Raw genomic sequence first — 26,629 nt, forward strand, 5'->3', positions numbered from 1 at the left:
CCTTCCCGTATGAACGATCATCTGCTGCAGTTATCCCCGGTTCCTGTCTGGCGCCATTTCCGCACCCTGTGCAACACGCCGCGCCCTTCGGGCCACGAGGCCGAGCTGGTCGCCAAGCTCGAGCAATGGGCCGAGGCCCAGGGGCTCGCCCACGAGCGCGACGTATTCGGTAACCTGCTGATCCGCAAGCCCGCTACACCGGGTTGCGAGGCGATGCCCGGCATCGTCCTGCAGGGCCATCTCGATATGGTCGCCCAGGCCAATGCCGACCATCCCCACGATTTCACTCGCGACCCCCTCGTCACCTATCTCGAGGAGGGCTGGCTGCGCGCCAAGGACACTACGCTCGGCGCCGACAATGGCCTGGGCGTCGCCGCGGCGCTGGCGATTCTCGAGGACGACGAGCTGCGCCATGGGCCGCTGGAGGCATTGTTCACCCTCGAGGAGGAATCGGGCATGGGCGGGGCGCTCAACCTGGCCGAGGAGTGGCTGCAGGGGCGCTATCTGCTGAATCTCGATTCCGAGGACCGTGGCCAGGTCTACATCGGCTGCGCCGGCGGCGCGGACGTGGTGGTCGAAGCCAAGTTGCCCACCCATGGACTCGGCGGGCACGAAACGATGTGTCAGGTGGCGCTGACCGGTCTCACCGGCGGCCACTCGGGCATCGACATCGACAAGGGACGGGGCAATGCCAATCGCCTGCTGGTGCGAGTGTTGCGGGCGCTGGAGCCGTTCGGCATCCGCCTGGCGGCCTACCATGGCGGGACGTTGCGCAACGCCCTGCCGAGGGAGGCCTTCGCCCGCCTGGCATTGCCGAGCGACGAGGTCGATGCGGCCCGTGAGCGCCTTGCCGAGCTGGAAACCGAGCTGTTGGCCGAACTGGCCGGGGTGGATGAGGGGCTAAGGCTTGAACTGTTGCCCGACGAGGACGACGAGGCGCTGACCGAGGCGGCCAGCCAGCGGCTGGTGGCGGCACTGCATGCGGCGCCTTATGGCGTCGAGCGCATGAGTGTGGAAGTCCCCGGCGTGGTGGAGACCTCCAGCAACCTCGGTGTGGTCAAGCTCGAGCAGGGACGATTCCACCTGAGTGCACTGGTGCGTTCGCTGCGCGATAGTGCGACGCGGGATCTCACCGATCGCTTCAAGGCGCTGTTCATGCTGATGGGCGCCGATACCCGGATCGAGAACGGCTATCCCGGCTGGACCCCCAATCCCGAGAGTCCGCTGCTGGCGCGCTTTCGCCGTCTGCACCTCGAGCGCCTCAGTGTCGATCCCGAGGTCCGCGTGATCCACGCCGGGCTCGAGTGCGGCATCTTGGGCGGCAAGTATCCGCAACTCGACATGATCTCCTTCGGGCCGCAGATCCGCGGCGCGCACTCGCCGGCCGAGCGGGTCGAGGTCGACTCCGTGGAGGAATTCTGGGGTTTGCTGCGCGGATTGATCGAGGACATCGGCAGCGGCCGCGCCGCCTGATCCTCGGCGTCGCATTCACGACGTCGCGTATCCGTCACGTCTTACCGCGCCCAGTTGCCACGAGCGTCTGGGCGCGGTGCGCTTACGCATGCAAATCAGCGCATGCAAAGATCAGCGTTGACCGATCAGGCCTTTTCCGTCTCGAGCAGCTGGCTTTCGCTCACATCCGCCTGGCCGAACACCTGACGCAGGTGGGCGCGGTACTCGGCGATATGGTGCTCGATGTCCGGTGCCTTGATGACGTCATTGGCCAGGTAAGTGGGCAGCGCCTCGAGGCCGATGAATTCCTGCGACTTGTGAAAGGGGAAGTAGACGGCGTCCACGCCGCGGCCTTCGAAGAAGTTACCGGACTCGTCGAAGGCCTCGCGAGGTGCGTTCCAGGTCAATGACAGCATGTAGCGACGCCCCTGCAGCAGCCCACCGCTGCCGTAATGGCGGCTGGCGTCATGGCGCGAACGGCCATCGTTGGCATACAGCGAGCCGTGACCGGCGGTAAGAACCTCATCGAGGTATTGCTTGACGACCCATGGCGCACCCATCCACCAGCCGGGCATCTGGTAGATGATGGCATCGGCCCACAGGAATTTCTGCACTTCGGCTTCGACGTCATAGCCGGTATCGACATGCGTCTCCTGCACGGTATGACCGAGCGCCCCGAGCTCCTCCACTGCCGCCTGGTGCAGGGTGGCGTTGTAGCGTCCCCCCGAGTGGGCAAAGGCCTTCTTGCCGTCGATCAACAGAATCTTCATGCATTGCTCCTCGTTACGAATGTCACCGCAGCGGCAACTGAGGCGATGCAGTGTCGATGTCTTAGACGAAAGGATAAAGCCCGTTAACTGCAAAAGTGCTTTGAGCGGTGCGTAACAATGCTTACAGGCGCAGCCGTGGCGCGAGAAAATCGAGGAAGGCACCGATTCGCGCCGCCAGGGCGGTATTCCGGTAGTAGACCGCCTGGACCGGTGCGTATTCCTCTCGCGTCACGTCGTCCAGGACGGTTTGTAGCCGCCCGGCCTGTTGATCCTCGCGAGACAGGAAATCGGCCAGATAGGCGATACCCAATCCGGCCACGCTCATTCGCAGCAGAGCCTCACCGCTGGAAGCGGCCAGGGTGGGACGGATCTCGCGCCCGTCGCCGATCGGCCAACGGTTGAGATGAGCGGGATGGGTGAATCCCAGCAGTTCATGGGCGGTGAGATCCTCGGCTCTGCCGGGGACGCCACGGCGCGCCAGGTAGGCGGGACTGGCCACCAGCCGTCGGCGGCTTCTTCCCAGCGGCCGCGCCTGTAGAGTGGAATCCTCGAGCTTGCCGATGCGAATGGCGATGTCGGTACGCTGCTCCAGCAAGTCGATATTGGTCTCGTGGGTGGTCAGTTCCAGGCGCATCCGGGGGTAATGGGTACGTAAGGCCGCCAGGTGAGGCACGATCTGATGCAGCAGGAAGGGGGTAGCGGCATCGACTCGCAGGCGTCCGGCAGGATCACGGCGGCGCACGGCCAACGCTTCCTCGGCGGATTCCATTTCGGTCAGCGCATGGCGCGCCTTATGGATGAAGGTTTGCCCTTCCTCGGTGACCTCCAGCCGCCGTGTGGTACGGTGGATCAAGGTCGTTTCGAGTGTCGTTTCCAGACGCGACACCGCTCGCGACAGGCGCGCCGTGCTGGTCCCGAGCATCTCGGCAGCGGCGGTGAAACTGCCGGCGTCCACCACGGCCAGCAGCAGTTCCAGATCTTCCCAGCGGCTTTTCATCTCGTTCCCTGTCGACAGCATTCGGCACAGCATACCGGCGTTGCCCCGGAAGGCAGAAATCGCGGATGCGACCAGGCCGTGGGGCATGCCGAAACCCGGGACGCAGTCGAGAAGCGCGCCCCGGTTAGAGACTCGAGCGTTATTCTAAAAACGCCAGGATACAGGCGCGCTCAACGGATCAGCGAGTGAACATTCCTTCCTGCTCGGGCTGTTGATCCTGACGGACGGCTTCCAGACCCGCCGCGGAAATATAGCCCTGCTGGTGGGCATGCTCCGCCATCGTGGCGCTATCGGCGGCTAGTACCAAGGCGCAGTTGGCCTGGGCCACGTCATCGGCAAGGCGCTGAATGGCCTGATCGCGCGAGGCGTCGTGACTGACATTGCGGATATAGATGGCGGCGATGCGATCGGGATTTTCTCGGACGATCTGCGCGTAGACCTCGGGATCGTGCTGGCCACTGTCGCCGATCAGCACGAAGGGGGACTTGTCGTAGAGCGCCATGATCTTCCTGATGAGATGACGTTTGTGATCTTCCGCCTTGCGCGGCAACGGGCGCTGCAGCGTCAGGCCCCATTCGCGCAGAAACAGGATGGGCCCCACGGGGATGCGGTTGAGATTAAAGAACTCTTCGAGGATCTCGTAGATGCTCCAGGGGCCGCGCGAGACGTAGACCATGGGCCGTTGCCGGTCGCCCTCCTTCCCGTCGTAAAGGGCTTGATAAAAGGCGGCGACGCCGGGAAAGGCCGTACGCTGGTGAGCTTTCTTGAGAAACAGCCGATACAGCATCTTGAGCTTGTTGGCCACGCCGGTGTACATGACAGTGTCATCGATATCGCTGATGACAATGAGATCGGTAGCGTTTGGCGGGATATAGATATCGGCGTTGGCACACACTGAGTTTCTGTCGTCGGCAAGAATATTCAGCTCTGCGGTATGCCAGATGCGGTCGGTGGGCAGCTCGTTCTCGATGCGCAGGTGGGCATGAAAATACCCGTCCCGATCCGTTTTGACCACGGTGCGCGTACCGGCCAGATCGATGGCGACGGCGGTATCCTTGATGCCCCAGCGCACCATGCGCCGGAACACGTCGATGATGTCACGGCGCAGCGTCCCCGCCGGAACGTTCCTGCCCAGTTCGGGCTGGTGAAATACTCGGCCCATCAGGAAGACTTCCTCCCGCGAGCCGTAGCCGCGATAGGTATGAATCACCCAAGGCCCCTGACGCTGTTCCTTTCTTATGGGCCGCGACACGATGTGCAGCAGTTTCTTGAACACGTACATAAGATTGCTGGAAAAGCGTTCGCGCATTTCCATTCCCTGGCGTTAAACAGCGTGACTGGAGTCAAGTTTCTTGGCTTATCTGTTGAAACTGGTACAAAAACGCCACGGTTTCAACAGAAAAAGCCCACCCCGCCAAGCGGAATGGGCTCGTTTATTGTCTCGGCGAAACGATCAGGCGTGCTGTTCCGTATGGCGCCCTTCGCAAATCTCTTCGACCAGCTTGGCACAAAAGGCCTTCAGGTCATCCGGCTTGCGGCTGGTCACCAGACCATGGTCGACGACGACTTCCTGATCCACCCAGTTTGCCCCGGCATTCTTGAGATCTAGGGAAACGGAAGGGAAAGAGGTCATGGTGCGCCCTTCGACGACACCTGCGTTGATCAGTAGCCACGGCCCATGACAGATCGCGCCTACCGGCTTGTGATCCTCGAAGAATGCCCGAGCGAAGGCGACCGCCTTGTCGTCCATGCGCAAAATATCGGGATTGATCTGACCACCCGGCAGCACCAGCGCATGATAATCGCTGGGACGGGCCTCATCCAGCGACTTGTCGACCTGATAGCTGTCGCTCCAGTCGGTCTTGTCCCATGCCTTGATGGTATCCTTCTCGGGCGAGACGATATGAACTTCCGCGCCCGCTTCGCGCAGAGCATCCCGCGGCGCGGTCAGCTCGACTTCCTCGAAACCGTTGGTGGCAAGAATCGCTACCCGTTTACCTTGCAGTTGTTGAGCCATCGTGACCTCCTAGTCGTGATGTTCATGAATGGATGATGAATAAGACCGCTACACGATCGAACTATCCATCATGCTCTTACTGCGTGTCTTACCTCATTCAGCTTGGGACAGGCGCAGGAAACTTCAAGCGGATCCATGTCGCAATTTGTTGCACGTTGCGTATGGCAGGGCTTGCCGCGTGGGCGGGTTGACTGCAGGATGGGCAGGCACGACAGGCACTGTCCTGCCTGCTCACGGCTGCCGAGCCGTCGGCTTGTCCCTTACTCATGCAGGATGTTCCGTGTTCAGCTCCGTTTCGCTATCCGCATTGCCCGCGTCACTGCTCGTTGTCTTGTTAGTCGCTTTGGCGGTGAGCCTCGTCATGCTCAGCCGGCTTCGGCTAAGGCTACGTTATCGGGAAGAGGAGGCGGACGTGTTTCGCCAGCGAATGGAAACGGCCCAGACGGACCGTGAGCGGCTGGAGCGCGAGCTGGCGCAGAGTGACACGCTGCTCGACAGCGTGCGTGAGCAGCATGCCGAGTTGCAACGCCAGTTACACGAGCGCGAGCGACGCCTGATGGATACCGGCGAGCGCTTGGCGGCCCTGCGTGAGCGTCATGCACGCCTGGAGGTCGAGCGTGACCAGGAGCGAGAGCACCATGGCGAGAAGCTGCGGCTGCTCGAGGAGGCGCGCGACCGCCTGAGCCGCGACTTCGAGGCCTTGGCCGGGCGCATCTTCGACGAACGCCAGCGCACCTTCACGGCCCAGAGCCGTGAGAGCCTGGAGACGCTGCTCAAGCCGTTTCGCGAGCAGGTCGGCCATTTCCAGCGCCGCGTCGAGGAGTTGCACGGCCAGGAGATGCGCGAGCGCACCACGCTCAAGGCCCAGATCGATCATCTTGCCTCGCTCAACCGTCAGATCACCGAGGAGGCCGCCAGTCTCACCCGGGCGCTCAAGGGCGACAAGAAGATGCAGGGCAATTGGGGCGAGGTCATGCTGGAGTCGGTGCTGGAGCGGTCAGGCCTGCGCCGCGATCAGGAGTATCGGCGCGAGGTGGCGATCCAGGCCGAGGAGGGCCGGTTGCGTCCCGATGCGGTGATCTATCTGCCCGACGACAAGCACTTGATCATCGATGCCAAGGTGTCGCTCAATGCCTACGTCGGCTATGTCAATGCCGAAAGCGACGGGGACCGGGATGCGGCGCTCAAGGCGCATCTCCAGGCCGTACGCCAACACGTGCAGACCCTGTCGCGGCGCGACTATCAGCGCCTGCCGGGGCTCAACTCGCCGGATTTCGTGTTCCTGTTCATGCCCGTGGAACCGGCCTTTGCGCTGGCCTTCCAGCACGACGACACGCTGTTTCAGGACGCCTTCGCCCAGGATATCGTCATCGTCACGCCGACGACCTTGCTTGCCAGCCTGCGCACCGTGGCCAGTCTGTGGAGCCTGGAGCGCCAGAACGAGAATGCGCGGCTGATCGCCGAGCGCGCCGGGCGTCTGCTCGACAAGTTTCGCGGCTTCGTCGACAGCCTCGATGAGGTGGGACGGCATCTGGAGCGCGCCCAGGGCAGCTATCGCCAGGCCATGGGTCGACTGACGAACGGACAGGGCAGTCTGGTCAACCAGGCCGTGGCACTGCAAGGGCTTGGGGTACGTATGAAACGCGAACTGCCGGTTCATCTGACCCAGGCCGCCGCCGCATCCACGGCGGATGTACCGAGCGACGTCGCCTACAAGGCGACCGATCTCGACGATGATCCGGCCTTGGGCGGGCCGCGGTAGCATGCTCTATGCCAGCACAAAAAAAACGCTGCCTTCCGGCAGCGCTCTTCGATGCGAATCGGCTTGGCGACTTCAGCCCAGGTACGCGGAAAGCATCCACACGGTCTTTTCCTGCTCACCGATATAATCGCTGATCTGAGACGCAGTCCCTTCGTCGCCCGTGTCGCCTGCCACGGCGACGATCTCGCGCTGCAATTCGATCAGCGCCTGATAGCCCTGAATCAGGCCACGCACGCAGTTCTCACCGCTATGGACGTCCTTGTCTTCCTCAATGCGCGACAGCTTGAAATAGTCGCTATAGGCGTGAATCGGCTGGTAGCCCAGCGTCAGGATACGCTCGGCGACTTCATCCACCTTGGTGAGCAGGTCGGTATAGATCTCTTCGAACTTGTTATGCAGCTCGAAGAACTGCGGCCCCTTGACGTTCCAGTGGTAGCCCCGCGCATTCATGTAGAAAATCTGATAATTGGCCAGCAGTGCGTTGAGTTTTTCGGCAAGCTGGCTGGCGTTGGTTGACTGCAGACCAATGGCGTTGGTATCGGACATGCTGTTACCTCCTTGCTAAATGATGCTGCTAGTGTAGAACGTGGCATCGACGCCGGAAAACGCATAATCACTATGACCGGCATGGGCCTACTCTATGAAATGATGATGTCCCATGGCGTTTTCAAGTCATCAACGGACGCAACACGATGTTGCCCGTCATGCATTGATTCCATGCCGGTCCCTCAGGCAAGTCTTAGCGCTTGATCAACCACAACCGGCCAATGGCCTCGGCGCGGTCGGCGAGGAGTTCCGCGCAGCGCGTCAGCGCGTCGTCCAGCGTCAACGGGCCATCGGCCAGCGCGAAGGCGGCGGTGACTCCTTCGTCATGTGCAGCCTGCCAGCCGGGCCCGAGACTGCCGGCCAATACCAGCGTCGGCACGCCGAGCTGACGCGCGCGCCGCGCGATGCCTACCGGGGTCTTGCCCGAAAGGCTCTGTCCATCGAGACGGCCCTCGCCGGTAATCACCAGATGGGCGTCCTCGGCCAGTTGCTCGAAGCCGGCCTGCTCCATGACCAGTTCGATGCCTGGGCGTAGCGTTGCGCCGAGAAAGGCGCGCGCGGCGAAGCCCATGCCGCCGGCCGCGCCCGCGCCCGGCAGGTCGCGATAATCCTCGCCGAGCGTGCGGGCGGCGCGGTCGGCGAAATGCTCCAGCGCGATATCGAGACGGCCGATGTCGGCTTCGCTGGCGCCTTTCTGCGGGCCGAACACCGCGCTGGCACCGCGTGTCCCCAGTAGGGGATTGTCCACATCGACGGCGGTTTCCACGACGAGACCGGCCAGACGCGGGTCGAGACCCGACAGATCCAACTGCTCGAGTTGAGCCAGCGCTGCACCGCCGGGCGACAGTTCGTGGCCGTGGCGATCCAGCAGCCGGGCGCCCAAGGCACTCAGCATTCCGGCGCCGGCATCGTTGGTGGCGCTGCCGCCCAGGGTGAGGACGATTTTCTGTGCGCCGGCATTGAGCGCCTCGCGGATCAGCTCGCCCACGCCGTAAGTGGTGCTGTGCAGTGCGGTGCGCTCGCGGCGAGACAGCTGCTGCAGGCCGCTGGCCTGGGCGAGCTCCACGTAGGCGGTGCGCGACTCGGCCAGCCAGCCCCAGCTCGCGGTGATCGGCCGGCCCAGGGCATCCTGAACCTGCGCCTCGCGGCGTTCGGCCTGCGTGGCAGCGAGCAGGGCGTCGAGGGTTCCCTCGCCGCCGTCGCCCATTGGGCACTGGTGTAGCGCGGAAAGCGGCAGGACCCGGCCCAGCCCCTCGGCGATGGCGGCGGCGGCGTCACGGGCCGAAAGAGCATCCTTGTAGCTGTCGGGGGCGATGACGATCTTCATGACGGTATCTTCATGATGGCAGGGGGCTCCTGAATACGCCTCGGTGGGCATCATTGTGAATAGCCAAGCCTGCATGCTAACGCGACGGGCTGGCAGGGTCACCGGGCCGCCTGGCCCGGATCGACGGCGGCGAGCAGGGCAGAAATGCCGAATGCGACGTTGCGCAAGCGATAAGCGCGCCATGGCCTGTTAGACTGAGGATATGCTATCTGCCGGGAGGAGGCGTCATGTCCATTTCGTGTCGGTTCTGGCTGTTGCCCGCCCTGGCGGTGCTCGGCGGCTGTCAGTCGCTGTCGCCCAGTGATCCGCTTGCCGTTCAGCCGCAGACCGCTCTGCCCGAGGCGTGCCAGTGGCAAGCGCAGGGCGACTCTCTGGCGTGGCTGCGCGCGACCAGTGAAGCGCTCGAGGCCGAGGGGTACGTGATTCAGGATACCGATGCCGAACTCGGACTGGTCAGCGCCGAGCGAAGCACCGCTCAGCCCGGTCTGGGCGCCGTGGATCGCAGTTTCTGGGGACGCTCCGGCTTCTGGGGCAGCTTTGGCCTGGGGGGACGGCACGGTTATTCGTTGGGCTACTTCCAGCGCTTTGGCGGCGACCCGGTGCGGATAGAGCGGGTCTCGGTCACCTCGCCCGAGGATACCGTCAGGGTGACACGCGATTCGCAGGTGGTCGATGTCGACGGTTACCTGCTCGATGCCCGGCCGGACATATCCGCAAGTTTCTGTCAGCGTCTTCGCGAATCCATCGAGTCACGCCTGGCCCGCCGCGAGTCCCAGGCCTCAACGGCAGGGGGCGCCTCATGATTCGCTTGCAGCGTACCTTGACGACCCTTCTGCTTCTGGCTGCCTTGATGGCACTGAGCGGCTGCGCGTTCTCTCCCACTCAGCCCGAAACGCGCAGCATCGCGGTAGCCGCCGAGCGCGACCAGGCGCTGCGTGCCGGACTGGAGATGCTCGTCGAGCGCGGTTTCGTGATTCGCCACGCCGATGCCGACCTGGGACGTGTCGACGCCATCCTCGCCTCGCGTCCCGCCTATGAGGTGCGCTATGACGTGGAGGCCGAAAATGGTTCGACGCGCATTGCGTTGTCGGGGCGGCGCGGCGGTCAGCCGCTGGCGCCGATCACTTTAGATCCACTGCTCAACGACGTCTCGGCGCGCCTGGGACTGGCGCCCTGACGAGCGCCGGCCACCGTGCGGCGGTTAACGCTCGGAGGCGTTCTCTTCGAACAGCGGGCGTAGCCGCTCACGCAGGCGGGCGAGGGTGTCGTCGTCGTAAGGCTCCGGTATTCCCTGCCCCCACACCGGGGCCGGCCAGGCGACGTCGTCACGGCGTCGCGCGATGACGTGCAGATGCAACTGCGCGACCTGATTGCCGAGGGTGGCCAGGTTGAGCTTGTCGCCGGCGGTGACCTGCATCAATCCCTGGCCGAGCGTCGTGGCTTCCTGCCAGAGACGGGCCTGGTCGGCGCTCGACAGCTCATAGACCTCGCTGACGTCGGCCTGGCGCGGCACCAGGACCAGCCACGCAAAGCGTCGGTCATCCATCAGCCTGACCTGACATGGCGGCAAGTCGGCGAGAAAGTGGGTGTCGGCTTCGAGGCGGGGATGCAAGGTGAAGTGAGACATGAGAAAGGAATCGTCGCAGCGGCAGTGGCGATTCATGGTACACCCTTCGCCTGACACGTTCGATGCGGCATTCACGTACAGGGAGACGATGCATGGGATTGTGGGAAGGGCTGGCGCTGGTGGTAACCGGCATGGTCGCCGGCTTCATCAATGTGCTGTCGGCAGGGGGCTCGATGCTGACCCTGCCGATGCTGATGTTTCTGGGCATGCCGCCTCAGGTGGCCAACGGCACCAACCGGGTCTCGATTACCTTGCAGAGCATCTCCGCGGTGAGTGGCTTCTTCCGTGCCGGTGCCCATGAGATCGGGCTCAGTCTGCGCCTGTCGCTGCCCGCCGTCGTCGGCTCTCTGCTGGGGGCCTGGCTGGCCATGCAGGTGCCGGACGTGCTGTTCGAGGCGGTGCTGGTCACGGCGATGGTGGTCGCCTCCGTGATGCTGCTGCTGCCACAACCGGCCCTGGACACACGCAAGCTGACGCCCGAGCGGCTGTCTCCGGTGGTATATGTGGCCATGTTCGTGATCGGCCTGTACGGCGGTTTCATCCAGGTCGGCGTCGGCGTGCTGTTCATCGTCGTGCTCTACCGTATGCTCAGAATCGATCTGGCTCAGGTCAACGTGTTCAAGGTCTTTATCGTGCTGATCTATACCTTGCCGGCGCTGGCACTGTTCATGTTCAACGGCCAGGTGCGCTGGGGGCCAGGGCTATTGCTGGCGGCCGGCAGCATGACCGGAGCTTGGCTGGCGGTACGGGTCAATATGGGGCCTCGCGGCGCCTTGTGGGTCAAGTGGCTGACCCTGGCCGTCATCGTCGCCATCGTTCTGCGCCTGTTGCTGGGGTGAACCTGCCCGACGTCAGGAAGCGGAATTTTCTCTCTCCGCCTGCTACGTTTCGTAGTGTAGCTTCGCTGTGTTCAGTTCCGTCAATAAGCAAGGAGTAAGGCATGAAGCGTATGGCATGGTTGGCGACAGGCATGTTGGTGCTGGCATTGCTGAGTGGCTGCAATACCCTCCGTGGTGCGGGGGAGGATATCGAGCGGGGCGGGGAAGCCGTTCAGAACGCTGCCAGCTAGCGGTTTAGCCCATGTCGGGCAGGCGGGCAGTGCTGTTCTGTCACGATAAATGGCAAGATCGCTCAAGCCCTGTTAGGCTAAAAACCACGTTCCGCAACGGAATGGGCAACGCTCTGGAGAGCGTTATGAATCTCATGTTAAGGAGGACTTCGTCATGAAAAAACTTTTCGCACTGACATTCGCCATGCTGGTTTCCGCCAGTCTGCTGGCCGGCTGCAACACGATCGGTGGCGCCGGTGAAGACATCGAGCAGGGCGGTGAGGCCGTTCAGGACGCCGCCAACTAAGCAGGACTTCCGCCCGGCGCAAGCCGGGCGGAAGGGTATTGTCGTTATCCCTTCTCTCCCTTCTCTCCCTTCTCTCAGAGCTTGTTTTCGAAGCATTCGTCTAAGGAAGCGCTGAATACATCGTCGAGCAATACATCATCGAGCAAGATGAAGCGCAAGGCGCCGGAACACTTAAGGCGAGACATAATATTGGGTTAGGCAATTTTCGACCGGGCTGGCCCTCCAGTACCGCGCAACGCCGCGATTCGCTCGTGCAGACATCTAGGCAGTGTTCCTAATAGCGTTCGTCATGTAGACGCTTGCGCGGCTCTCCCTTACCTCCTGGTGGCCCAGGGATTCTTGGGCATTGCGGGAATCATCCCTGCCCGACGTCACCGATGATTCCGCTATTCTCATGCCCGTTCGGCAAGGAATGTCGTAATTGCCCGGTTTTGTTTCCTATACTGGTCATGACGCTTTAGCCCATGCATGCTGTGCGGCCGTGTCATGCGTGGTCGTCTGGCCAAAAGGCCGGACGTGCGTGATAACAACTTAGGGTGCTAGCTAATATGACGACCGTTCCTGGCAGGCCAAGGCTGTGGCCGAGTCACGCTAGCGACGTACGCCCTTGAATCCGCCATTCACCGACGGAGAGCGCTTGTGGCAAGACAACCTCATCAAGACCAAGACCCAACCCCGGATTCGCAGGAAGCATCCGAGGGAATTCCCGCGCCGGAAGGCCCGGCAAACCTCATCGACACCGACTATGTAATCGGCCAGGACAACGTGGCCTCGCGCAAGTTCGGCCTGGATTTCGACCTGCACGGCAAGGTCTTCACGATCTCCTCGCTGGTGATCCTGTTCTTCGTGATCATCACACTGGCGTTACAGGATCAGGTAGACCCTATCTTCAATGGCGCGAAGGATTGGCTGACGGGTAACCTGACCTGGTTCTTTCTGCTGGCAGCCAATATCTTCGTGATCCTGACCGTGGTGCTGATCTTCACGCCGCTGGGAAAGGTGCGTCTTGGCGGGGCGGACGCCAAACCCGACTACAGCTACGCGGGCTGGTTTGCCATGCTGTTCGCCGCCGGCATGGGCATCGGGCTGATGTTCTACGGTGTCTCCGAGCCTCTGACCCACTTCGGCACGTCCCTGGGGGGCGTCGAGCTAGGCGACAATGGCGTGCGGACCGACTGGGCGCCCCTGGGCGCTGCCGCAGGCGATGAGCAGGCCGCCATCTCGCTGGCCATGGCCGCCACGATCTTCCACTGGGGCCTGCACCCCTGGGCCATCTATGCGGTGGTGGCGCTGGCATTGGCACTCTTCTCGTTCAACAAGGGTCTGCCGCTGACCATGCGCTCGATTTTCTACCCGATCCTGGGCGAGCGCATCTGGGGGTGGCCCGGTCATGTCATCGATATCCTGGCGGTGTTCGCCACCCTGTTCGGCCTGGCCACTTCGCTCGGCCTTGGCGCCTCCCAGGCTGCCGCCGGGCTGAGCTACCTGTTCGGGATCCCGAACACGACCGTTACCATGGTGATATTGATCATGGGTATCACACTCGTGGCGCTGGGCTCGGTCATGGCGGGGGTCGACAAGGGCGTACAGCGCCTGTCGCAGGTTAATATGGTACTGGCCTTCCTGCTGCTGCTGTTCGTGATCATCGTCGGGCCGACGCTGATGATCGCTACCGGCTTCTTCGAGAACCTAGCCTCCTACATCACCCATCTACCGGCGCTGTCCAACCCCTTCGGTCGCGAGGATGCCAACTTCAGCGAAGGATGGACCGCTTTCTATTGGGCATGGTGGGTCAGCTGGTCGCCCTTCGTGGGCATGTTCATTGCCCGTGTCAGCCGTGGCCGTACCGTACGTGAGTTTCTGATCGCCGTACTGCTGGTGCCTTCGCTGGTCTCGGTGCTGTGGATGACCGCCTTTGGTGGCACGGCCATCCATCAACTGGTGGCCAGCGGCTTCGAAGGGGTCCGGGACGCGGATCTGGAGCTGCAGCTGTTCACGATGCTCGGTCAGTTGCCGTGGACGGCTATTACCTCCTTCATCGGCATCGTACTGGTCATGGTGTTCTTCATCACCTCGTCGGATTCCGGCTCGCTGGTGATCGATACCATCACCGCTGGCGGCAAGGTCGATGCACCCAAGCCTCAGCGGGTGTTCTGGGCGCTCATCGAAGGGGCGATCGCCATTGCCTTGCTGCTCGGCGGCGGGCTGACCGCGCTGCAGGCGGCGGTCATCACCACCGGGCTACCCTTTACCCTGGTACTGCTGGCGGCGTGCTATGCGATCATCAAAGGGTTGATGAGCGAACCCAAGAGTCACTGATGACTTGATGTATCGAGCAGACAACACTCGACAAAACCAAGGCGGCCTGAGGGCCGCCTTTTTCGTGCCGCGGGGGAGGATTCGGGTGGGGATCAGCTCCAGAGGTCACCGATAGGGGTCTGTGGCGTGTAGTGTCGGGCAATCTGTGCCTGCAGCAGTTCCGCCGTGGCCAGCGCGTCTATCAGCGCATGATGGCCCTGATACGCCGGGAGCCCATAGCGAAGACGACTGTCATTCAGGCGAATCGATGCCGGTGGCCGTCCCGTCCAACGTCGGAACCGGGCCCACATGGATTGCCGGTGACGACGCGCTTCGAGCGACATGGTATCGATGACCGGAAACAGGGCGCCCTCACCGCGGCGCGCCTTGATCGCCGCATCCAGGAAGGGGCGCTCGATATGCCGGTAATGAACCACGACCAGGCGACCGGCCAGGGCTTCCAGCATATCGTCGAGGATCGCGTCGAGATCGGGCGCTTCGGCGATCTTCGAATGGGTGATGCGGTGGAACTTGATCGACTCTTCGCTAAGCGAGCGCGAGGGGCGAACGATCCAATAGCGGCGCTGGGCCAGCGCGATTCGCTGCAGGGTGAAGGGCACCAGACCGAGGCTGACGATGGCGTGGCGCTGTTCGTCGAGGCCGGTGGTCTCCATGTCCATCGCCACCATCGGTGTCTCGCCGATGGGCGTGTCTGCGGCCAGGGTATCGGCGCCAAAGAAACGCTTGAGGCTCGGGTCGCGCGCCGTATCGGCGCGATGAGCCAGGTACTCGGGCCAGTCGGGGCGGTGCGGGGTATGGCGCAAGAGTGACATCGCAGATCAACGCTGACGAGGCATGGGGTAGCGAAAGCCGAGGAACTTCTGAGCATTGCTCAGCACGTGAAAGGCCTCCTTGAGGTTGTGTCGCTCGCTGTCGGAGAGATTCTCCGGTTCGATATTGTTATCCGGGGTGCGTTCGTGCTCGATATCCAGCATCTGGTGTCGGATGCGCACCATGCTGATGAACTCCAGTGCATAACGGATTCGTTCCCCGCTGCCTTCGGGCAAGAGCTGGGTCTTGGCGATATCGTCGAGGCGCTCGAAGGAGTTCTGGGCACGGGAGCCGCAGGCCAGGGCATGGATGCGAATCAGGTCGACCATGGGGGCCGTGCCGCGACGCTTCAGATTGATCGAGTTGTTGTGCTTGCCGTCCTGCTCCATCACGAAGGTGCGGAAAAAGCCCAGCGGTGGCGTACGGTTGAGGGCGTTGCGCGCCATGGCGCCCAGAAACAGCGGACTCTTTGAGGCCTTCTCCGCCACCAGGTCCTGCAGTTGCTCCACGAAGGCCTCTTCGCCATGCACGCTATCCAGGTCGAAGAAGATCGAGCTGTGCAGCAGTCGCTCCGGACTGGGCTGATCGATCCAGTCGCTGAAATAGCGTTTCCAGACCTCAAGCGGCTGGCGCCAGCGACCATTGGTGGCCATGATATCGCCCTTGCATAAGGTGTAGCCGCAGGCATCCAGCCCATCGCTGACGATTCTTGCCATTTCGGCGAAATAGGCGTCGTGCTGCTCGGGGGCGAAGCTGTCGTCCAGTACCAGGGCATTGTCCTGATCGGTGACGATGGATTGCTCGTTGCGTGCCATCGAGCCCAGCGCCATGAAGCAGTAGGGTATCGGCGGCGGCCCGAGTTCTTCTTCGGCGAGCTCCAGCAGACGGCGGGTGAAGCTGCGGCCGATGGTCGCCAGTGCGCTGCCCACCATCTGCGAGTTGGCGCCCTCGGCCACCATGCGCACGAAGGCCTCGCGCACACTGGCGCTCAAGCGTGCCAGCGCCTGGACGCTGGTCTGGTTGAAGATGTTGCTGACCAGATACAGGCTGCTGTGCGTCTCGTAGCGGATGATATCCGACAGATGCAGCACGCCTACGGGCCGTCGCCGGTGCAATACCGGCAGGTGGTGGATATTGTTGCGCAGCATGCACAACATCGCCTCGTGGACCGATTCGTCGGACTGGATGGTGATCGTCCGGTTGCTTAGCACCTCGCCGACCGCGATTTCGGTCGACCGTCCCTCGGCCACTACGCGGGTACGAAAGTCGAGGTCAGTGAGGATGCCCGTTATCGCCCAGATCTGCCCGTTGCTGTCGGTAAAGGCATGCGAGCTCTCCTCGTCGGCGGTGTCGTACACCAGAACCGACGTGACATTCTCCTCGCCCATGCGCTGTGCGGCCTCCTGCACCGAGGCCGAGGCTGCGAGCATGACCGGACGGCGGGTCACGAGCTTGCGCACGCGAGTGATCATCATGTCGTTGTTCTTGCGGTGCTGGTCGACCGTGGCCTCGAGGCGCGGCCTTTCCAGCTCGACGAAGTCGGCGAAATTGTCGTCTTCTTCACACAGGCGGGAAAAGATGGCGTCGGGGATATAATAGATCAGGGTGTCTTCGATGGCGCGAGCGGGAAAGCTCACCTGATGGCTTCGGAGCAGACCGAAGTGGCCAAAAATATCACCTTCACTCAAGCGGTTGTAGAGGTCCCCGTTGCGGCGAAAGATTTCCACCGCCCCGCTGCGGATGTAATGCAGGTCGTGGATTTCCTCGCCATAGCGATGGATATCCGTCCCTGCCTGAAAATAGGCCACTTCGATATGGCCGGCGATCTCGTCCAGCAGCTCATCGGAGAGCGCGTCGAAGGGCGCGAAGCGTCCCATGTGTTCGCGGATTTCCAGCAGTTCGACATCCATGTGACACCTGAAATCAGTGGCCTGTAATGCTCGAGTCTGACGCGCCCTTTTGGCTAACACAAGGCGGCGCTTCACCTATGTCTGTATGCGGTTGTCGATAATGGCTGCGACGCATTGCATCGGGCCACAGAGTGGCGGAAGCTGACCCAAGTTTTCAGCACCTGCAAACTCTACGCTTCGACCTTCAGCCAAGCTCCGGGGATCATGTCATGCCATTCGACCCGACGTCTTCCAGGCACACTGACGAGAAGACCCACGTTTCGTCTTCCCACCCACCGGTGCCGGATTACGAAGATGCCAGCAGCCGACCTTCTCGCGACCTGCCGGGCCCCGATGAGTTGCCCATCACCCTGACCTTCAACGATACGGCGTACGCCACCGTACTGGCGACGCCTGCCGATCTGGAATCGCTGGCGCTGGGGTTCGCCTTCTCCGAGGGCGTGATCCTGCGTCGCGAGGAGGTGACGAATATCACGCTGACTCCGTCGCGTCACGGTTTTCGGGTGCGCCTCGACGTCGACCCCCGGGTGGCGCGCCGTGCCGAGGAGGGGGCGCGGGTCACCCTCTCCACCAGCGGTTGCGGTGCCTGCGGGGCCCAGAACGAAGCGCAGGTCATGTTCGGTCTGCAGCGTCTCGATCCCCGGCCGCCACCGCCGGTGGTGCACGTACAAAATGCCCAGGCCGCGCTGTCGCAACGTGCCCAACCCGGACTGCATCTGGCGCTGGGGCTGGATGAGGCGGGAGAGGTCTACGCCATGGGGCAGGACATCGGGCGGCATAATGCGCTCGACAAGCTGATCGGACAAAGCCTGGCCTCGGGAAGGTGGCCGGCACTGGTGATGATGTCGAGCCGCTGCAGCCTGGAACTGGTGCAGAAGACCGTGCATGCCGGCATTCCGGCACTGGCCACGTTGTCGCACCCTTCGCGTCTGGCGATCGACATGGCGCGGCTCTGCGCGCTGACGCTGATCAACTGCCACCGGGGCAAGCGGCTGGAACTGCTGAGTAGAAGCTAGCCGACGCCGGTCGGGCCGCGATCACGTCTTTTCCGCTTGCGCGCCGAAGGTGAAGCGACGTTCGAGTTGCTCGAACCCCAGGTCGGTGACGATGGCCAGCAGGCCGACCACGGCGGCGCCCTGGATCACGTAGGCGAGATTGTTGCCGACCAGGCCGGCGATAATCGGCGTGCCCAGACTCTGGGCACCGACGGTCGAGCCGATGGTCGCGGTGCCGATATTGATGATCACCGAAATGCGAATACCGGCGACGATGACCCGCATGGCCAGCGGCAGCTCGACACGCCACAGCACCTGGCGGGCATTCATGCCTGTGCCGCGTGCAGCCTCCAGCGTGGCGGACGGCACGGTGCCCAGCCCGGCGATGGTGTTCTGCACGATGGGCAGCAAGCCATAGAGAGTCAGCGCCACCAGGGTCGGCGTAAAGCCGAACCCCGCCAGCGGTACCACGATCGCCAGCACTGCGGCGGGCGGGAATGTCTGGCCGATGGCGGCCAGCGCCGATACCATCGGCTCGAACTCCCGCCCGATGCGTCGGGTCACGAACAGCCCCGCGCCCACACCGACGAGAATCGAGATCGCGGAAGACGCCATAACCAGTTGCAGATGATCGAGCGTCAGCTGCAGGAAGGTTTCGCGCTGGTAGACGACGACATCGAGATCGGGAAAGGCGGCACGGAACAGCGGTTCCAGATCACGCATGCACAATACCAGTACCACCAGTAACAAGCTAAGCCCAGCCAACAGCAACCGCCGACGCAGGTCGGGATGAGGTGCCGGCAGGTTCATGGCTGTTGACCCATCACGCCGCTCATCGAGACTTCACCGCAGAGTCGGCCGTGTTCATCGACGACCGGCAGGGTGAAGACCCGAAACCACACCATGCGCGACAAGGCCTCCTTCAGCGTCATGTCGGGTGTCGCGCACCAGTCGGCATGGACGCGCAGAGGCTGCTCCAGCGGTGTGTCGCCCATTGCCTGGTGTGCTCCGTACAGCGCTACCGGCCGCTCCGCCGCGTCGACTCGCCAGACGTGGCCGCAGGCGCTGAGCGCGAGTTCCAACTCTTGCCGGGGGGCACTCTCGGCGAGCCGGGGCGCCTCCCGCGCGTATTGATGCACCCAGCGTCGAGAGAGCAGCTTGAGGCCCAGGTCCGATTTGCCGATGAAGTCGCGTACGAAGTCGTCGGCGGGATCGATCAACAGTTCGATGGGGCGATCGTACTGCACCAGGCGTCCGGCATTGAGGATGGCGATGCGCGAGGCCAGCTTGAGTGCTTCATCCATGTCGTGGGTCACGAAGATGATCGTCTTGCCGGTCTGGCGATGCACGCGCAACATTTCTGCCTGCAGGACATCGCGGGTCAGCGGGTCCACGGCGCCGAAGGGCTCATCCATCAGCAGCACCTCGGGGTCCGCCGCTAGCGCCCGGGCCACGCCGACGCGCTGGGCCTGGCCGCCGGAGAGCTGGTGCGGGTACTTGTCGCGGAACGTGCTCGCGTCGAGCTGGAACAGCGCCATCAGTTCGTCGATGCGGTCATCGATGCGGGCCTTGGGCCATTTGAGCAGTCTGGGCACCACGGCGATGTTCTGCGCCACGCTCCAGTGCGGAAAAAGACCGATGGACTGGATCGCGTAGCCGATGCGGCGGCGCAGCTGCTCCGCGGGTAGGTGCGTGACATCCTCGCCGTTGAGAACGATGCGGCCACGGCTCAAGGGAATCAGGCGGTTGATCATGCGTAGCGTCGTCGACTTGCCGCAGCCTGACGGCCCGATCAGCACCGCAAATTCGCCGTTGTCCACGGTCAGGGAGACATCCTGCACCACATCCTGGCCATTGTAGGTCTTGGCGAGGCCTTGCAGCTCGATCATGGAAATCCTCGCTCATGAAGCGCGTGAGTCGCGCGCCGGCTGGCTGAGAGTCACCAGCACCTGGAATACGAAATCGACACCGACCGCCAGAGCGATAGTCGGCAGTGCGCCAAGCAACACCAGGTCGATGGCGTACTGCCCGAGTCCCTGGAAAATGAAGGCGCCGAGCCCGCCGGCGCCAATCAGTGCGGCGACCACCGTCAGGCCAATGGCCTGAACACTGACGATGCGCAGCCCGGAGAGGATCACCGGCAGTGCCAGTGGCACCTCGACGCGCCACAATATCTGACGCGAGGTCATGCCCATGCCGCGGGCCGCTTCGAGCGTGGCGGCCGGCACGCCGGCGAAGCCGGCATAGGTATTGCGCACCACCGGCAGCAGTGAGTAGAGAATCAGGGCGATGATGGCGGGTGTCGCGCCAATGCCTTTCACACCCAGTTCACGCAGCAGAGGGATCGCGTCGCCGAGCGCCGCAAGCGGCGCCACCAGCAGAGCGAACAGTGCAATCGAGGGGATGGTCTGGAAGAAGTTGAGCAGCCCGAACAGACCGGCACGCACCCGGACCCGGCGCCTTGCCAGCAGGCCCAGCGGCATACCGATGACAAGCGCCGGCACCAGCGCGGAAATCACCAGACGCAGGTGGGTGAGAAACTCGGCGGCGAAGGTATCGCGAATATTGAAATACTCGCGCATGAGGGATAAGTCATTGAAGTGGCCGGTAACAAAGAGTGTGGCGATTGCGGCAAACAGCGTCGCGGCGTAGAGGCCCCGGCCGAGCATCCCCAGGCGTTGGCGCTGCAACGCATCGAGAGCGGTCAGGGCGCTGCAGAACACCAGCACCCAGAACGCCGCCCCCATCGACACCCGGGCGGCCGGCGATGTCTGGTCCAGTGCCCGGGTGGCGTAATCGCCGATTCCGTAGAGTACCAGCAGCAGCAAGGGCAGAGCGGCGGCCAGCGCCAAAGGGGGCGCGAGCCGACGAGGTAGCGGACGGTGCAGGCAGGCCAGCAGCATGAGTACGGCGAGACCTGCCATCAGCCCTTCCTGCCAGGGCAACAGTGCCTGCCAGAGCATAACGGGCTGGCCTGAGGTCAGGCGGTTGCTGGCCAGGGACGCGAAGGGCAGCAGCAACGTGCCCAGTGCGCCTGCGACCCACAACGTCAGCAGCACGCGATTGGCGATCCAGCGCCGTTGACCAGCGGCTGGGTCCCGGCTTGCCACGGAGGTCATGAAAACGCTAGTTCAGCAGGTCCTGCTCTTCCAGGTAGCGTCGGGCGACCTGCTTGGCAGGCTGGCCTTCGACCTGGATCTGGCTATTGAGAGACTGCAGCGTTTCGCGGTCCAACGATTCGAAAACCGGCGCCAGCAGGTCGTCAATCTCGGGATGCGACTCGAGAACGGACTGACGAATGACTGGGGCCGGTGCGTAGACCATCTGCACGCCTTGGGTATCGTCCATGACCACGAGATCGGCCGGCTGGATGGCGCCATCGGTGGCGTAGACCATCGCGGCATTGGTGCCGTTGGTGTTGCCGGCGGCGGCACGGATGGTTGCCGCCGTATTGCCTCCGGCGAGGACCAACAGCTGATCCTGATCCAGTTCGAAGTCATAGGTCTGCTGGAAACTCGGCAGCGCGGCCTGACTGTCGACGAACTCCGCCGAGCCCGCCAGCTTGACATCGCCGCCGTCACGCACCCAGCGGGCGAAGTCGTCCAGGGTCTGCAGGTCGTTCGGCTCGGCGACGTCACGGCGTACGGCGATGGCCCAGGTATTGTTGGCGGATGCCGGCGTCAACCATACCAGATCGTTTTCCTGGCGATCGTAATCGCGGATCTTGGCGTAACCTGCATCTGCGCGCTTCCAGGCCGGATCGTCGGTGGTATTGGTGAAGAACGCGCCGTTGCCGGTGTATTCCGGATACATATCGATTTCGCCGGAGAGCAGGGCTTGGCGCACGATGTTGGTCGGGCCCAACTGCAGGCGGTTTTCGGTATCGATACCGGCATTATCGAGCACTTCGATGATCATGTTGCCGAGCAGCTCGCCCTCGGTATCGATCTTCGAGGCCACGCGGACGGGGTCGGCGGCGAAAGCCTGGCCCGCGGTCAATGCTGTTGCGGCGATAAGGCCGAGAAAAGTGCCAAATCGGGTCATGTTTCCGCTCCCTAGTCAACATGCGTGTCGTGGTGAATCATGTCGCCGGTCGTTGGGGCAGGCCAGTAACTCGACATGACAATCCCTTGCGGGACTCAGTCTAACCAGCCTGGCCAAGCTGCACCAGTCGGTTATCTTTCTTCCGGGGCCCCCATGGGCAGATGGCCGGGCTGGGCCTGCACTCGCGCCAGCCAGGTGCGGATGGCAGGATAGGCCTCGAGATCGAAGCCGCCTTCGGGGGCGATATGGGTGTAGGCGTACAGGGAAATGTCCGCCAGGGTAAAATCCTCACCGACCAGAAACGGTTGTTCGCGCAGAGTCGACTCCATTACCGCCAGGGCGCGGTGGCCGCCTTCCTGCTTGGCACGGTACTCCGCCTCGCGTTCCGGCGGCAGGCCGAGATAGCGGGCGATGAAGCGGGCCACGGCGATATACGGCTCGTGACTGTACTGCTCGAAAAACTGCCACTGCAGCATGCGCGCATGCGGGAAATTGCCGCTCGGGATCAGTTCGCTGCCGGCGGCCAGGTAGTGAAGAATGGCGTTGGACTCGGCGAGCATGCGGCCGTCATGACACTCGATTACCGGAATCTTGCAGTTGGGATTGCGTGCCTGGAACGTCTCGGTGCGAGTGTCACCGGCGAGAATGTCGACCTCGATCCAGCGGTGGGGCATATCAAGACGATGCAGCAGCCACTGCACCTTGTAGCAGTTACCGGAGCGATAGTCGCCGTAGACCGTCAGCATGTGTTCTCCTGGGGGAGGCAGAGTTTCGTCCAGCGTAACCGCCGTCGATCGAGATGGCGAGTTGGAACTCTCCGGGAATCGGCCTAGGGTGAGAGTCGTTGCCCCTTCGCGACCGCTGGAGACGAGAAACGTCATGATCCGATATCTTCTTCCTGTACTGCTGGGCGCCGGACTGCTCAGTGCCTGCCAGTCTCGCATGCCGCCCGAGGCGCCGCCCTCACCACCACGGGTCGCCGCGGCGACACCGGATACCTCGGGTATCGACACGACCTGCGGGGCCGAAGCGGTGCAGTCAGCCGTGGGGCGGGCCTTGGACGAGGCGCTACGCGAGCGCCTGGCGAGCGAGAGTGGCGCCGCTCGGGTACGGACGATGCGCCCCGGCCAAGCCTACACTATGGACTATCGCGAAGACCGGCTGAGTGTGCGCGTCGATGCCCAGGGACGTATCGAATCGCTAAGCTGTGGCTAGGCTGAACCACGTGCCGCGGTATGCGGCATTCGACATTTTCATCCGTATCGCCCGCAAGGAGGCGGCATGACCCAGGCCCACATAGTGTCTCAAGGTACCGTTCACTGCTTTCCGGTAGGGTTGCGTGACGCGCGCAACCGTCTGGTCAACGCAGAGATTTCGGCGGTGGTCTACGATGGGCGGCGCCTGATCCTGGCCAGCGACAAGCCGATCCCCGGGGCCGGTCGTTCGGCGGTGTTCGCCATGGAGATCACCGAGCATGGCGTGCCCGACGATACGACGCTCGATTACCTGACGGCCGAGGCCATCGTGCGCGCCAACAAATACGAGGATTTTGCGCTGACGGCCGATGGTCGGCATATCCTGGCGACGACGGGCTTCGATCGCATCGATGACGCAAGCCACGACCTCAACGCCTATAACCATCTGCTGATCTGGCCACTGGGTGAGCCCGACAAGGTGCAGGTCGTCGACCCCGACCCCCGCGACGGCGTGGAAGGATCGCTGGAGCTACGTGCCAAGCTTTCTGCGGCCATCGGCACGGCCTACTACAAGATCGAGGGGCTGGCGGCGATTCCCGGGGCTCGCGGTGATGGTTTGCTGTTGTTCGGCGTGCGCGAAAGGGGGAATGCGCATGACGATTTCGAATACGTCTCGCATCTGGTGGGCGCACATTATCAAGTCAACGCCAGCGGCAATCTGGAGTTTGTCGACGAACTGCGCGAGTACTACCGTTTCGATCCGGACACGCATCCCGAGGTGTGCCATGTCTGCGGTCTGTCGAGCCTGGAATACGACCCGCATCATGATCGTCTCTACCTGTTGACCAGTTTCGAGACCCAGGATGACCAGGGCCACGAACGCATCGGAGGGTATCTATGGGTCATCGCGCTTGCCGATCTGGCGACCGGCCAGGCGCCGGAGTTGGTGACGCTGACGTCCGGCGCTCCTCTTGAGTTCGAGCACAAGGCGGAGGGCATGGCGGTGCTCGACGAGCACCACCTGTTCGTGGTCTATGACAATGATCGTCACTTGGGGCTGGGCGATATCGATACCCGCGACGAGCGCGAGGCCTGTGAGGCGCCTTACACATTGCTCGAGATCCACGACTGACGGGGCATCCCTCTGCGGCGGATGCCCCGCGTTAGTCTGGTGAGCGTTTCAATCGTCGCCCCATACCTCGCGCGCTACGTCGACGACGAACTCGAGCTTGGCCCATTGCTGGTCCTCGCTCAGCGCATTGCCGTGTTCGGTGCTCGAGAAGCCGCACTGCGGGCTCAGGCTCATCTGCTCCAGCGGCATGTAGCGTGCCGCCGCATCGATGCGCTGCTTGATGAAGTCCTTGGATTCGAGCGCGGCGATCTTGGAGGACACCACGCCCAGCACCATCTGCTTGTCTTTGGGCAAGAAGCGCAACGGGGCGAAATCGCCGGAACGCTCGTCGTCGTACTCGAGGAAATAGGCGTCCACGTCGAGTTCGTTGAACAACACTTCGGCCACCGGCTCGTAGCCGCCTTCGGCGAACCAGGTGCTGCGGAAGTTACCGCGGCATAGGTGAATGCCCACGGTCATGTCCTCGGGGCGACTGTCGATGGCGGCATTGATGAGTTCGGCGTAGCGACGCGGCAGTTCGTCGAGGTCCTCGCCACGCGCAGCGGCGGCTTCGCGCATCTTGGCATCGCAAAGATAGGCGAGGTTGGTGTCGTCGAGCTGCAGATAGCGGCAGCCGGCCTGATAGAGCGAGTCGATCTCGTCGCGGTAGCACTGCGCCAGATCGGCGAAGAATACGTCCAGGTCGGGATAGGCCTCGATGTCGATGGAGGCGCGTCCGCCGCGGAAATGCACCATGGTCGGCGAGGGAATGGCCACCTTGGCCAGCGCGCCATCCTGCACGTGGCGCTGCAGGAACTGGTAGTTCTCGGTCTCGATGGCGCGCGCGTGGGCCAGCTTGCCGGTCACCGACAGCTTGGGCGGAGAAAAGCCGTCGCTGCTGGGCTTGGCGTTGGGGTTGGAGGCGATGTTACCGGTGACGGTCACGCCATCAAGCTTCTGCAGAAAGTCGAGGTGGAAGTAGGCGCGACGGAATTCACCGTCGGTCACGCTCTTGAGACCCACTTCCTGCTGCTTGCGTGCGATACGCGCAATGGCGTCATCTTCGACACTACGCAACTCGGCATCGCTCAGCTCACCGTGGGCGTGGCGGCGGCGGGCTTCGATCAGGGCCGCGGGACGCAACAGACTACCGACATGATCGGCGCGGAAGGGTGGGGGCAGCTTGGCCATTCAAGACTCTCCTGAAGAAAACGTACAGGCTAACGATATGGGACTCACTTCACCAGTGAACCCTTTGCAAGTTGTTCATGAATCATTTTCCTGCCAGCGCTTGATCTCGATCTGCGACTTCACGACGTCGAGCACCTCGATGAGGACGTGCTCGGTGATGCGGTCGGTGCGCTCATCGACCTGCAGCCAGACATCGATGCCGCTGGCGGCCAGATCGCCCAGCAGGGAACTGAACTCGGGGGAGCGCAGCCCCATGACGGCTTCGTGCACGACTCGACTGGCGACGTCGCGCAGGCTGCTTTCCAGCGAGTCGGCCAGCGGTTCGCCGAGAGGGAGCCGCCGGAGACGGCGAATCTCGGGGCTTTCCGTTATGGTCCGACTGACCAGGCCGCCGACATAGCGGTGCACATCGGCGCGATTCTCCGCATAGGTCGTATCGAGCATGGCTTCCATGCGGCTGGATATCTCGTTCACCAGTTGCTGCTTGCGGGGCTGTATTACTTCGCTGGAGATGCGGTGGGTCAGGGCGTCGCTGCTTCTGATCTCGTCCTGGACATTGCTCAGCAGCTTGATTGCCACGTGATCGGCGAGCTCCTCCATGAGGATGGAGTAGTACTTGATGTAGGTCTCGTAGATCGACCAGCGGGTGACATCGATCACGCCGAGGCGCTGCAGACGGACGATCAGCGAGATGACACGCAGCACGCGCAGTACACGAAAGCCGCTGAGCGGTATGCAGCCGAGCACGTCGTACCAGTGTACGAAGGGGTAGAAGAACCAGCGCTGATAGCGACGCTCGGCGACGGCCACGCTCCAGCCGATCAATACATCGAGCACGAAGATGGCGACGAAGGCCAGATCGATGGCCAGGAAATTGTCATGAATGTAAGTGCCATAGGCCGTGTATAGATCGGGCGCGACGGATTCGAAGGCATTGTTCAACGGTGGCAGCAGAAACAGGCTATCGAACAGCAGTAGCGCGAGGTTGACCAGCACCAGAGTAATGATGAACACGTCCCACACCAGAAAGATGTCTTCCCGGCGACGATTGCCGCTGCGCTTGGGGCGTTTCGGCCGTGGTGGCGGTGTGCGTTCCAGCATCAACGTGTCCTATGCGGGTGAAAACAGGCGGGTAATCGATGGAGTGTTGCGCCACGGCAGAATGCCCGGTCAAAGCTGTAGCGTCGACCGGGCAGAGGC

At 62.8% G+C, this 26,629-nt stretch carries 27 protein-coding genes; 11 read left to right on the forward strand and 16 right to left on the reverse strand.

The annotated features are described in order from the left end of the window. The first annotated feature begins 9 nt into the window (after positions 1 to 9). A complete protein-coding gene (locus tag ACW4DH_RS10855; RefSeq protein WP_459636414.1) occupies positions 10 to 1,473 on the forward strand; it encodes an aminoacyl-histidine dipeptidase in 1,464 nt (487 codons plus the stop codon). A gap of 125 nt (positions 1,474 to 1,598) precedes the next feature. Here the strand turns inward: ACW4DH_RS10855 and ACW4DH_RS10860 are convergent, their stop codons facing one another. The 4 genes from ACW4DH_RS10860 to ACW4DH_RS10875 all read right to left on the reverse strand — a co-directional run bounded on the left by ACW4DH_RS10860 (position 1,599) and on the right by ACW4DH_RS10875 (position 5,236). Continuing rightward, on the reverse strand, positions 1,599 to 2,222 hold the full coding sequence (locus ACW4DH_RS10860) for an NAD(P)H-dependent oxidoreductase (protein ID WP_459636415.1): 624 nt from the start codon (positions 2,220 to 2,222) through the stop codon (positions 1,599 to 1,601). A gap of 121 nt (positions 2,223 to 2,343) precedes the next feature. Further along, positions 2,344 to 3,219 carry a LysR family transcriptional regulator gene (locus tag ACW4DH_RS10865; protein WP_459636416.1) on the reverse strand — a complete coding sequence of 292 codons (876 nt, stop codon included), beginning with the start codon at positions 3,217 to 3,219 and terminating at the stop codon, positions 2,344 to 2,346. A gap of 178 nt (positions 3,220 to 3,397) precedes the next feature. Continuing rightward, positions 3,398 to 4,528 (reverse strand): App1 family protein, encoded by a 1,131-nt coding sequence (locus ACW4DH_RS10870; protein ID WP_459636417.1) that lies wholly within the window; start codon positions 4,526 to 4,528, stop codon positions 3,398 to 3,400. Between the two features lie 144 nt (positions 4,529 to 4,672). Continuing rightward, a complete protein-coding gene (locus ACW4DH_RS10875) occupies positions 4,673 to 5,236 on the reverse strand; it encodes a type 1 glutamine amidotransferase domain-containing protein (RefSeq protein ID WP_459636418.1) in 564 nt (187 codons plus the stop codon). Between the two features lie 412 nt (positions 5,237 to 5,648). Here ACW4DH_RS10875 and ACW4DH_RS10880 point away from each other — a divergent pair, with 412 nt between their 5' ends. Continuing rightward, a complete protein-coding gene (locus ACW4DH_RS10880; protein ID WP_459636419.1) occupies positions 5,649 to 6,998 on the forward strand; it encodes a DNA recombination protein RmuC in 1,350 nt (449 codons plus the stop codon). Positions 6,999 to 7,070: 72 nt separating this feature from the next. Here the strand turns inward: ACW4DH_RS10880 and ACW4DH_RS10885 are convergent, their stop codons facing one another. Then, positions 7,071 to 7,544 carry a Dps family protein gene (locus ACW4DH_RS10885; protein WP_459636420.1) on the reverse strand — a complete coding sequence of 158 codons (474 nt, stop codon included), beginning with the start codon at positions 7,542 to 7,544 and terminating at the stop codon, positions 7,071 to 7,073. Positions 7,545 to 7,737: 193 nt separating this feature from the next. After that, positions 7,738 to 8,871 (reverse strand): glycerate kinase, encoded by a 1,134-nt coding sequence (locus tag ACW4DH_RS10890; RefSeq protein ID WP_459636421.1) that lies wholly within the window; start codon positions 8,869 to 8,871, stop codon positions 7,738 to 7,740. 227 nt (positions 8,872 to 9,098) lie between these two features. On the opposite strand from ACW4DH_RS10890, the gene ACW4DH_RS10895 reads away from it, so the two are divergent. Together ACW4DH_RS10895 and ACW4DH_RS10900 are read left to right on the forward strand one after the other, a co-directional pair. Further along, positions 9,099 to 9,674 carry a hypothetical protein gene (locus tag ACW4DH_RS10895; RefSeq protein WP_459636422.1) on the forward strand — a complete coding sequence of 192 codons (576 nt, stop codon included), beginning with the start codon at positions 9,099 to 9,101 and terminating at the stop codon, positions 9,672 to 9,674. Continuing rightward, on the forward strand, positions 9,671 to 10,048 hold the full coding sequence (locus tag ACW4DH_RS10900; protein ID WP_459636423.1) for a hypothetical protein: 378 nt from the start codon (positions 9,671 to 9,673) through the stop codon (positions 10,046 to 10,048). Before ACW4DH_RS10895 ends, ACW4DH_RS10900 begins: the two co-directional genes overlap by 4 nt. 24 nt (positions 10,049 to 10,072) lie before the next feature. On the opposite strand, the gene ACW4DH_RS10905 is transcribed toward ACW4DH_RS10900, so the two are convergent. Next, the gene (locus ACW4DH_RS10905; protein ID WP_459636424.1) at positions 10,073 to 10,498 is read right to left on the reverse strand and encodes an HIT domain-containing protein; all 426 of its coding nucleotides are present in this window, start codon (positions 10,496 to 10,498) and stop codon (positions 10,073 to 10,075) included. Between the two features lie 92 nt (positions 10,499 to 10,590). Here ACW4DH_RS10905 and ACW4DH_RS10910 point away from each other — a divergent pair, with 92 nt between their 5' ends. The 4 genes from ACW4DH_RS10910 (at position 10,591) to ACW4DH_RS10925 (ending at position 14,172) form a co-directional block, all read left to right on the forward strand. Continuing rightward, a complete protein-coding gene (locus tag ACW4DH_RS10910; RefSeq protein ID WP_459636425.1) occupies positions 10,591 to 11,337 on the forward strand; it encodes a sulfite exporter TauE/SafE family protein in 747 nt (248 codons plus the stop codon). A 101-nt stretch (positions 11,338 to 11,438) separates the two neighbouring features. After that, positions 11,439 to 11,567, forward strand: coding sequence for an entericidin A/B family lipoprotein (locus ACW4DH_RS10915; protein ID WP_459636426.1), 129 nt, complete (start codon positions 11,439 to 11,441; stop codon positions 11,565 to 11,567). Positions 11,568 to 11,721: 154 nt separating this feature from the next. Continuing rightward, complete coding sequence (locus ACW4DH_RS10920; protein ID WP_459636427.1) at positions 11,722 to 11,853, forward strand: entericidin A/B family lipoprotein; 132 nt, start codon at positions 11,722 to 11,724, stop codon at positions 11,851 to 11,853. A 639-nt stretch (positions 11,854 to 12,492) separates the two neighbouring features. Continuing rightward, positions 12,493 to 14,172 (forward strand): BCCT family transporter, encoded by a 1,680-nt coding sequence (locus ACW4DH_RS10925; RefSeq protein ID WP_459636428.1) that lies wholly within the window; start codon positions 12,493 to 12,495, stop codon positions 14,170 to 14,172. A 92-nt stretch (positions 14,173 to 14,264) separates the two neighbouring features. On the opposite strand, the gene ACW4DH_RS10930 is transcribed toward ACW4DH_RS10925, so the two are convergent. Together ACW4DH_RS10930 and ACW4DH_RS10935 are read right to left on the reverse strand one after the other, a co-directional pair. After that, entirely contained in the window at positions 14,265 to 14,984 is a 720-nt protein-coding gene (locus tag ACW4DH_RS10930; protein WP_459636429.1) for a 3'-5' exonuclease, read from the reverse strand. A gap of 6 nt (positions 14,985 to 14,990) precedes the next feature. Beyond that, positions 14,991 to 16,892, reverse strand: a complete 1,902-nt coding sequence (locus tag ACW4DH_RS10935; RefSeq protein WP_459636430.1) for a DUF294 nucleotidyltransferase-like domain-containing protein — start codon at positions 16,890 to 16,892, stop codon at positions 14,991 to 14,993. Between the two features lie 209 nt (positions 16,893 to 17,101). Here ACW4DH_RS10935 and ACW4DH_RS10940 point away from each other — a divergent pair, with 209 nt between their 5' ends. Further along, positions 17,102 to 17,908: a formate dehydrogenase accessory sulfurtransferase FdhD gene (locus ACW4DH_RS10940; RefSeq protein WP_459636431.1), complete on the forward strand. Its 807-nt coding sequence runs from the start codon at positions 17,102 to 17,104 to the stop codon at positions 17,906 to 17,908. Between the two features lie 21 nt (positions 17,909 to 17,929). On the opposite strand, the gene ACW4DH_RS10945 is transcribed toward ACW4DH_RS10940, so the two are convergent. The 5 genes from ACW4DH_RS10945 to ACW4DH_RS10965 form a co-directional block, all read right to left on the reverse strand. Continuing rightward, positions 17,930 to 18,697 carry an ABC transporter permease gene (locus ACW4DH_RS10945; protein WP_459636432.1) on the reverse strand — a complete coding sequence of 256 codons (768 nt, stop codon included), beginning with the start codon at positions 18,695 to 18,697 and terminating at the stop codon, positions 17,930 to 17,932. Next, positions 18,694 to 19,776, reverse strand: coding sequence for an ABC transporter ATP-binding protein (locus ACW4DH_RS10950; RefSeq protein WP_459636433.1), 1,083 nt, complete (start codon positions 19,774 to 19,776; stop codon positions 18,694 to 18,696). Before ACW4DH_RS10950 ends, ACW4DH_RS10945 begins: the two co-directional genes overlap by 4 nt. 12 nt (positions 19,777 to 19,788) lie before the next feature. Continuing rightward, positions 19,789 to 21,006 carry an ABC transporter permease gene (locus ACW4DH_RS10955; protein WP_459636434.1) on the reverse strand — a complete coding sequence of 406 codons (1,218 nt, stop codon included), beginning with the start codon at positions 21,004 to 21,006 and terminating at the stop codon, positions 19,789 to 19,791. A gap of 7 nt (positions 21,007 to 21,013) precedes the next feature. Further along, a complete protein-coding gene (gene osmF / locus ACW4DH_RS10960; RefSeq protein WP_459636435.1) occupies positions 21,014 to 21,931 on the reverse strand; it encodes a glycine betaine ABC transporter substrate-binding protein OsmF in 918 nt (305 codons plus the stop codon). 131 nt (positions 21,932 to 22,062) lie between these two features. Then, on the reverse strand, positions 22,063 to 22,677 hold the full coding sequence (locus ACW4DH_RS10965) for a glutathione S-transferase family protein (protein WP_459636436.1): 615 nt from the start codon (positions 22,675 to 22,677) through the stop codon (positions 22,063 to 22,065). Between the two features lie 133 nt (positions 22,678 to 22,810). Here ACW4DH_RS10965 and ACW4DH_RS10970 point away from each other — a divergent pair, with 133 nt between their 5' ends. Beyond that, positions 22,811 to 23,146 carry an I78 family peptidase inhibitor gene (locus ACW4DH_RS10970; protein ID WP_459636437.1) on the forward strand — a complete coding sequence of 112 codons (336 nt, stop codon included), beginning with the start codon at positions 22,811 to 22,813 and terminating at the stop codon, positions 23,144 to 23,146. A 66-nt stretch (positions 23,147 to 23,212) separates the two neighbouring features. Beyond that, positions 23,213 to 24,259, forward strand: coding sequence for a hypothetical protein (locus ACW4DH_RS10975; protein ID WP_459636438.1), 1,047 nt, complete (start codon positions 23,213 to 23,215; stop codon positions 24,257 to 24,259). A gap of 48 nt (positions 24,260 to 24,307) precedes the next feature. On the opposite strand, the gene ACW4DH_RS10980 is transcribed toward ACW4DH_RS10975, so the two are convergent. Together ACW4DH_RS10980 and ACW4DH_RS10985 are read right to left on the reverse strand one after the other, a co-directional pair. Then, on the reverse strand, positions 24,308 to 25,429 hold the full coding sequence (locus tag ACW4DH_RS10980; RefSeq protein WP_459636439.1) for a 5-methyltetrahydropteroyltriglutamate--homocysteine S-methyltransferase: 1,122 nt from the start codon (positions 25,427 to 25,429) through the stop codon (positions 24,308 to 24,310). Positions 25,430 to 25,504: 75 nt separating this feature from the next. Beyond that, positions 25,505 to 26,530 carry an ion transporter gene (locus ACW4DH_RS10985; protein ID WP_459636440.1) on the reverse strand — a complete coding sequence of 342 codons (1,026 nt, stop codon included), beginning with the start codon at positions 26,528 to 26,530 and terminating at the stop codon, positions 25,505 to 25,507. Positions 26,531 to 26,629 lie beyond the last annotated feature (99 nt).

Source organism: Halomonas sp. WWR20 (assembly GCF_054602495.1).

What these genes read in the sequence shown, in the direction of transcription:
- ACW4DH_RS10895 (WP_459636422.1), top strand. Translation starts at nt 9,099, where the DNA reads ATGTCCATTTCGTGTCGGTTCTGGCTGTTGCCCGCCCTGGCGGTGCTC.
- ACW4DH_RS10865 (WP_459636416.1), bottom strand. Translation starts at nt 3,219, where the DNA reads ATGAAAAGCCGCTGGGAAGATCTGGAACTGCTGCTGGCCGTGGTGGAC.
- ACW4DH_RS10950 (WP_459636433.1), bottom strand. Translation starts at nt 19,776, where the DNA reads ATGATCGAGCTGCAAGGCCTCGCCAAGACCTACAATGGCCAGGATGTG.
- ACW4DH_RS10965 (WP_459636436.1), bottom strand. Translation starts at nt 22,677, where the DNA reads ATGCTGACGGTCTACGGCGACTATCGCTCCGGTAACTGCTACAAGGTG.
- ACW4DH_RS10975 (WP_459636438.1), top strand. Translation starts at nt 23,213, where the DNA reads ATGACCCAGGCCCACATAGTGTCTCAAGGTACCGTTCACTGCTTTCCG.
- ACW4DH_RS10970 (WP_459636437.1), top strand. Translation starts at nt 22,811, where the DNA reads ATGATCCGATATCTTCTTCCTGTACTGCTGGGCGCCGGACTGCTCAGT.
- ACW4DH_RS10935 (WP_459636430.1), bottom strand. Translation starts at nt 16,892, where the DNA reads ATGGATGTCGAACTGCTGGAAATCCGCGAACACATGGGACGCTTCGCG.
- ACW4DH_RS10985 (WP_459636440.1), bottom strand. Translation starts at nt 26,530, where the DNA reads ATGCTGGAACGCACACCGCCACCACGGCCGAAACGCCCCAAGCGCAGC.
- ACW4DH_RS10980 (WP_459636439.1), bottom strand. Translation starts at nt 25,429, where the DNA reads ATGGCCAAGCTGCCCCCACCCTTCCGCGCCGATCATGTCGGTAGTCTG.
- ACW4DH_RS10870 (WP_459636417.1), bottom strand. Translation starts at nt 4,528, where the DNA reads ATGCGCGAACGCTTTTCCAGCAATCTTATGTACGTGTTCAAGAAACTG.
- ACW4DH_RS10855 (WP_459636414.1), top strand. Translation starts at nt 10, where the DNA reads ATGAACGATCATCTGCTGCAGTTATCCCCGGTTCCTGTCTGGCGCCAT.
- ACW4DH_RS10910 (WP_459636425.1), top strand. Translation starts at nt 10,591, where the DNA reads ATGGGATTGTGGGAAGGGCTGGCGCTGGTGGTAACCGGCATGGTCGCC.
- ACW4DH_RS10955 (WP_459636434.1), bottom strand. Translation starts at nt 21,006, where the DNA reads ATGACCTCCGTGGCAAGCCGGGACCCAGCCGCTGGTCAACGGCGCTGG.
- ACW4DH_RS10890 (WP_459636421.1), bottom strand. Translation starts at nt 8,871, where the DNA reads ATGAAGATCGTCATCGCCCCCGACAGCTACAAGGATGCTCTTTCGGCC.
- ACW4DH_RS10945 (WP_459636432.1), bottom strand. Translation starts at nt 18,697, where the DNA reads ATGAACCTGCCGGCACCTCATCCCGACCTGCGTCGGCGGTTGCTGTTG.
- ACW4DH_RS10900 (WP_459636423.1), top strand. Translation starts at nt 9,671, where the DNA reads ATGATTCGCTTGCAGCGTACCTTGACGACCCTTCTGCTTCTGGCTGCC.
- osmF (WP_459636435.1), bottom strand. Translation starts at nt 21,931, where the DNA reads ATGACCCGATTTGGCACTTTTCTCGGCCTTATCGCCGCAACAGCATTG.
- ACW4DH_RS10920 (WP_459636427.1), top strand. Translation starts at nt 11,722, where the DNA reads ATGAAAAAACTTTTCGCACTGACATTCGCCATGCTGGTTTCCGCCAGT.
- ACW4DH_RS10930 (WP_459636429.1), bottom strand. Translation starts at nt 14,984, where the DNA reads ATGTCACTCTTGCGCCATACCCCGCACCGCCCCGACTGGCCCGAGTAC.
- ACW4DH_RS10885 (WP_459636420.1), bottom strand. Translation starts at nt 7,544, where the DNA reads ATGTCCGATACCAACGCCATTGGTCTGCAGTCAACCAACGCCAGCCAG.
- ACW4DH_RS10915 (WP_459636426.1), top strand. Translation starts at nt 11,439, where the DNA reads ATGAAGCGTATGGCATGGTTGGCGACAGGCATGTTGGTGCTGGCATTG.
- ACW4DH_RS10940 (WP_459636431.1), top strand. Translation starts at nt 17,102, where the DNA reads ATGCCATTCGACCCGACGTCTTCCAGGCACACTGACGAGAAGACCCAC.
- ACW4DH_RS10860 (WP_459636415.1), bottom strand. Translation starts at nt 2,222, where the DNA reads ATGAAGATTCTGTTGATCGACGGCAAGAAGGCCTTTGCCCACTCGGGG.
- ACW4DH_RS10875 (WP_459636418.1), bottom strand. Translation starts at nt 5,236, where the DNA reads ATGGCTCAACAACTGCAAGGTAAACGGGTAGCGATTCTTGCCACCAAC.
- ACW4DH_RS10905 (WP_459636424.1), bottom strand. Translation starts at nt 10,498, where the DNA reads ATGTCTCACTTCACCTTGCATCCCCGCCTCGAAGCCGACACCCACTTT.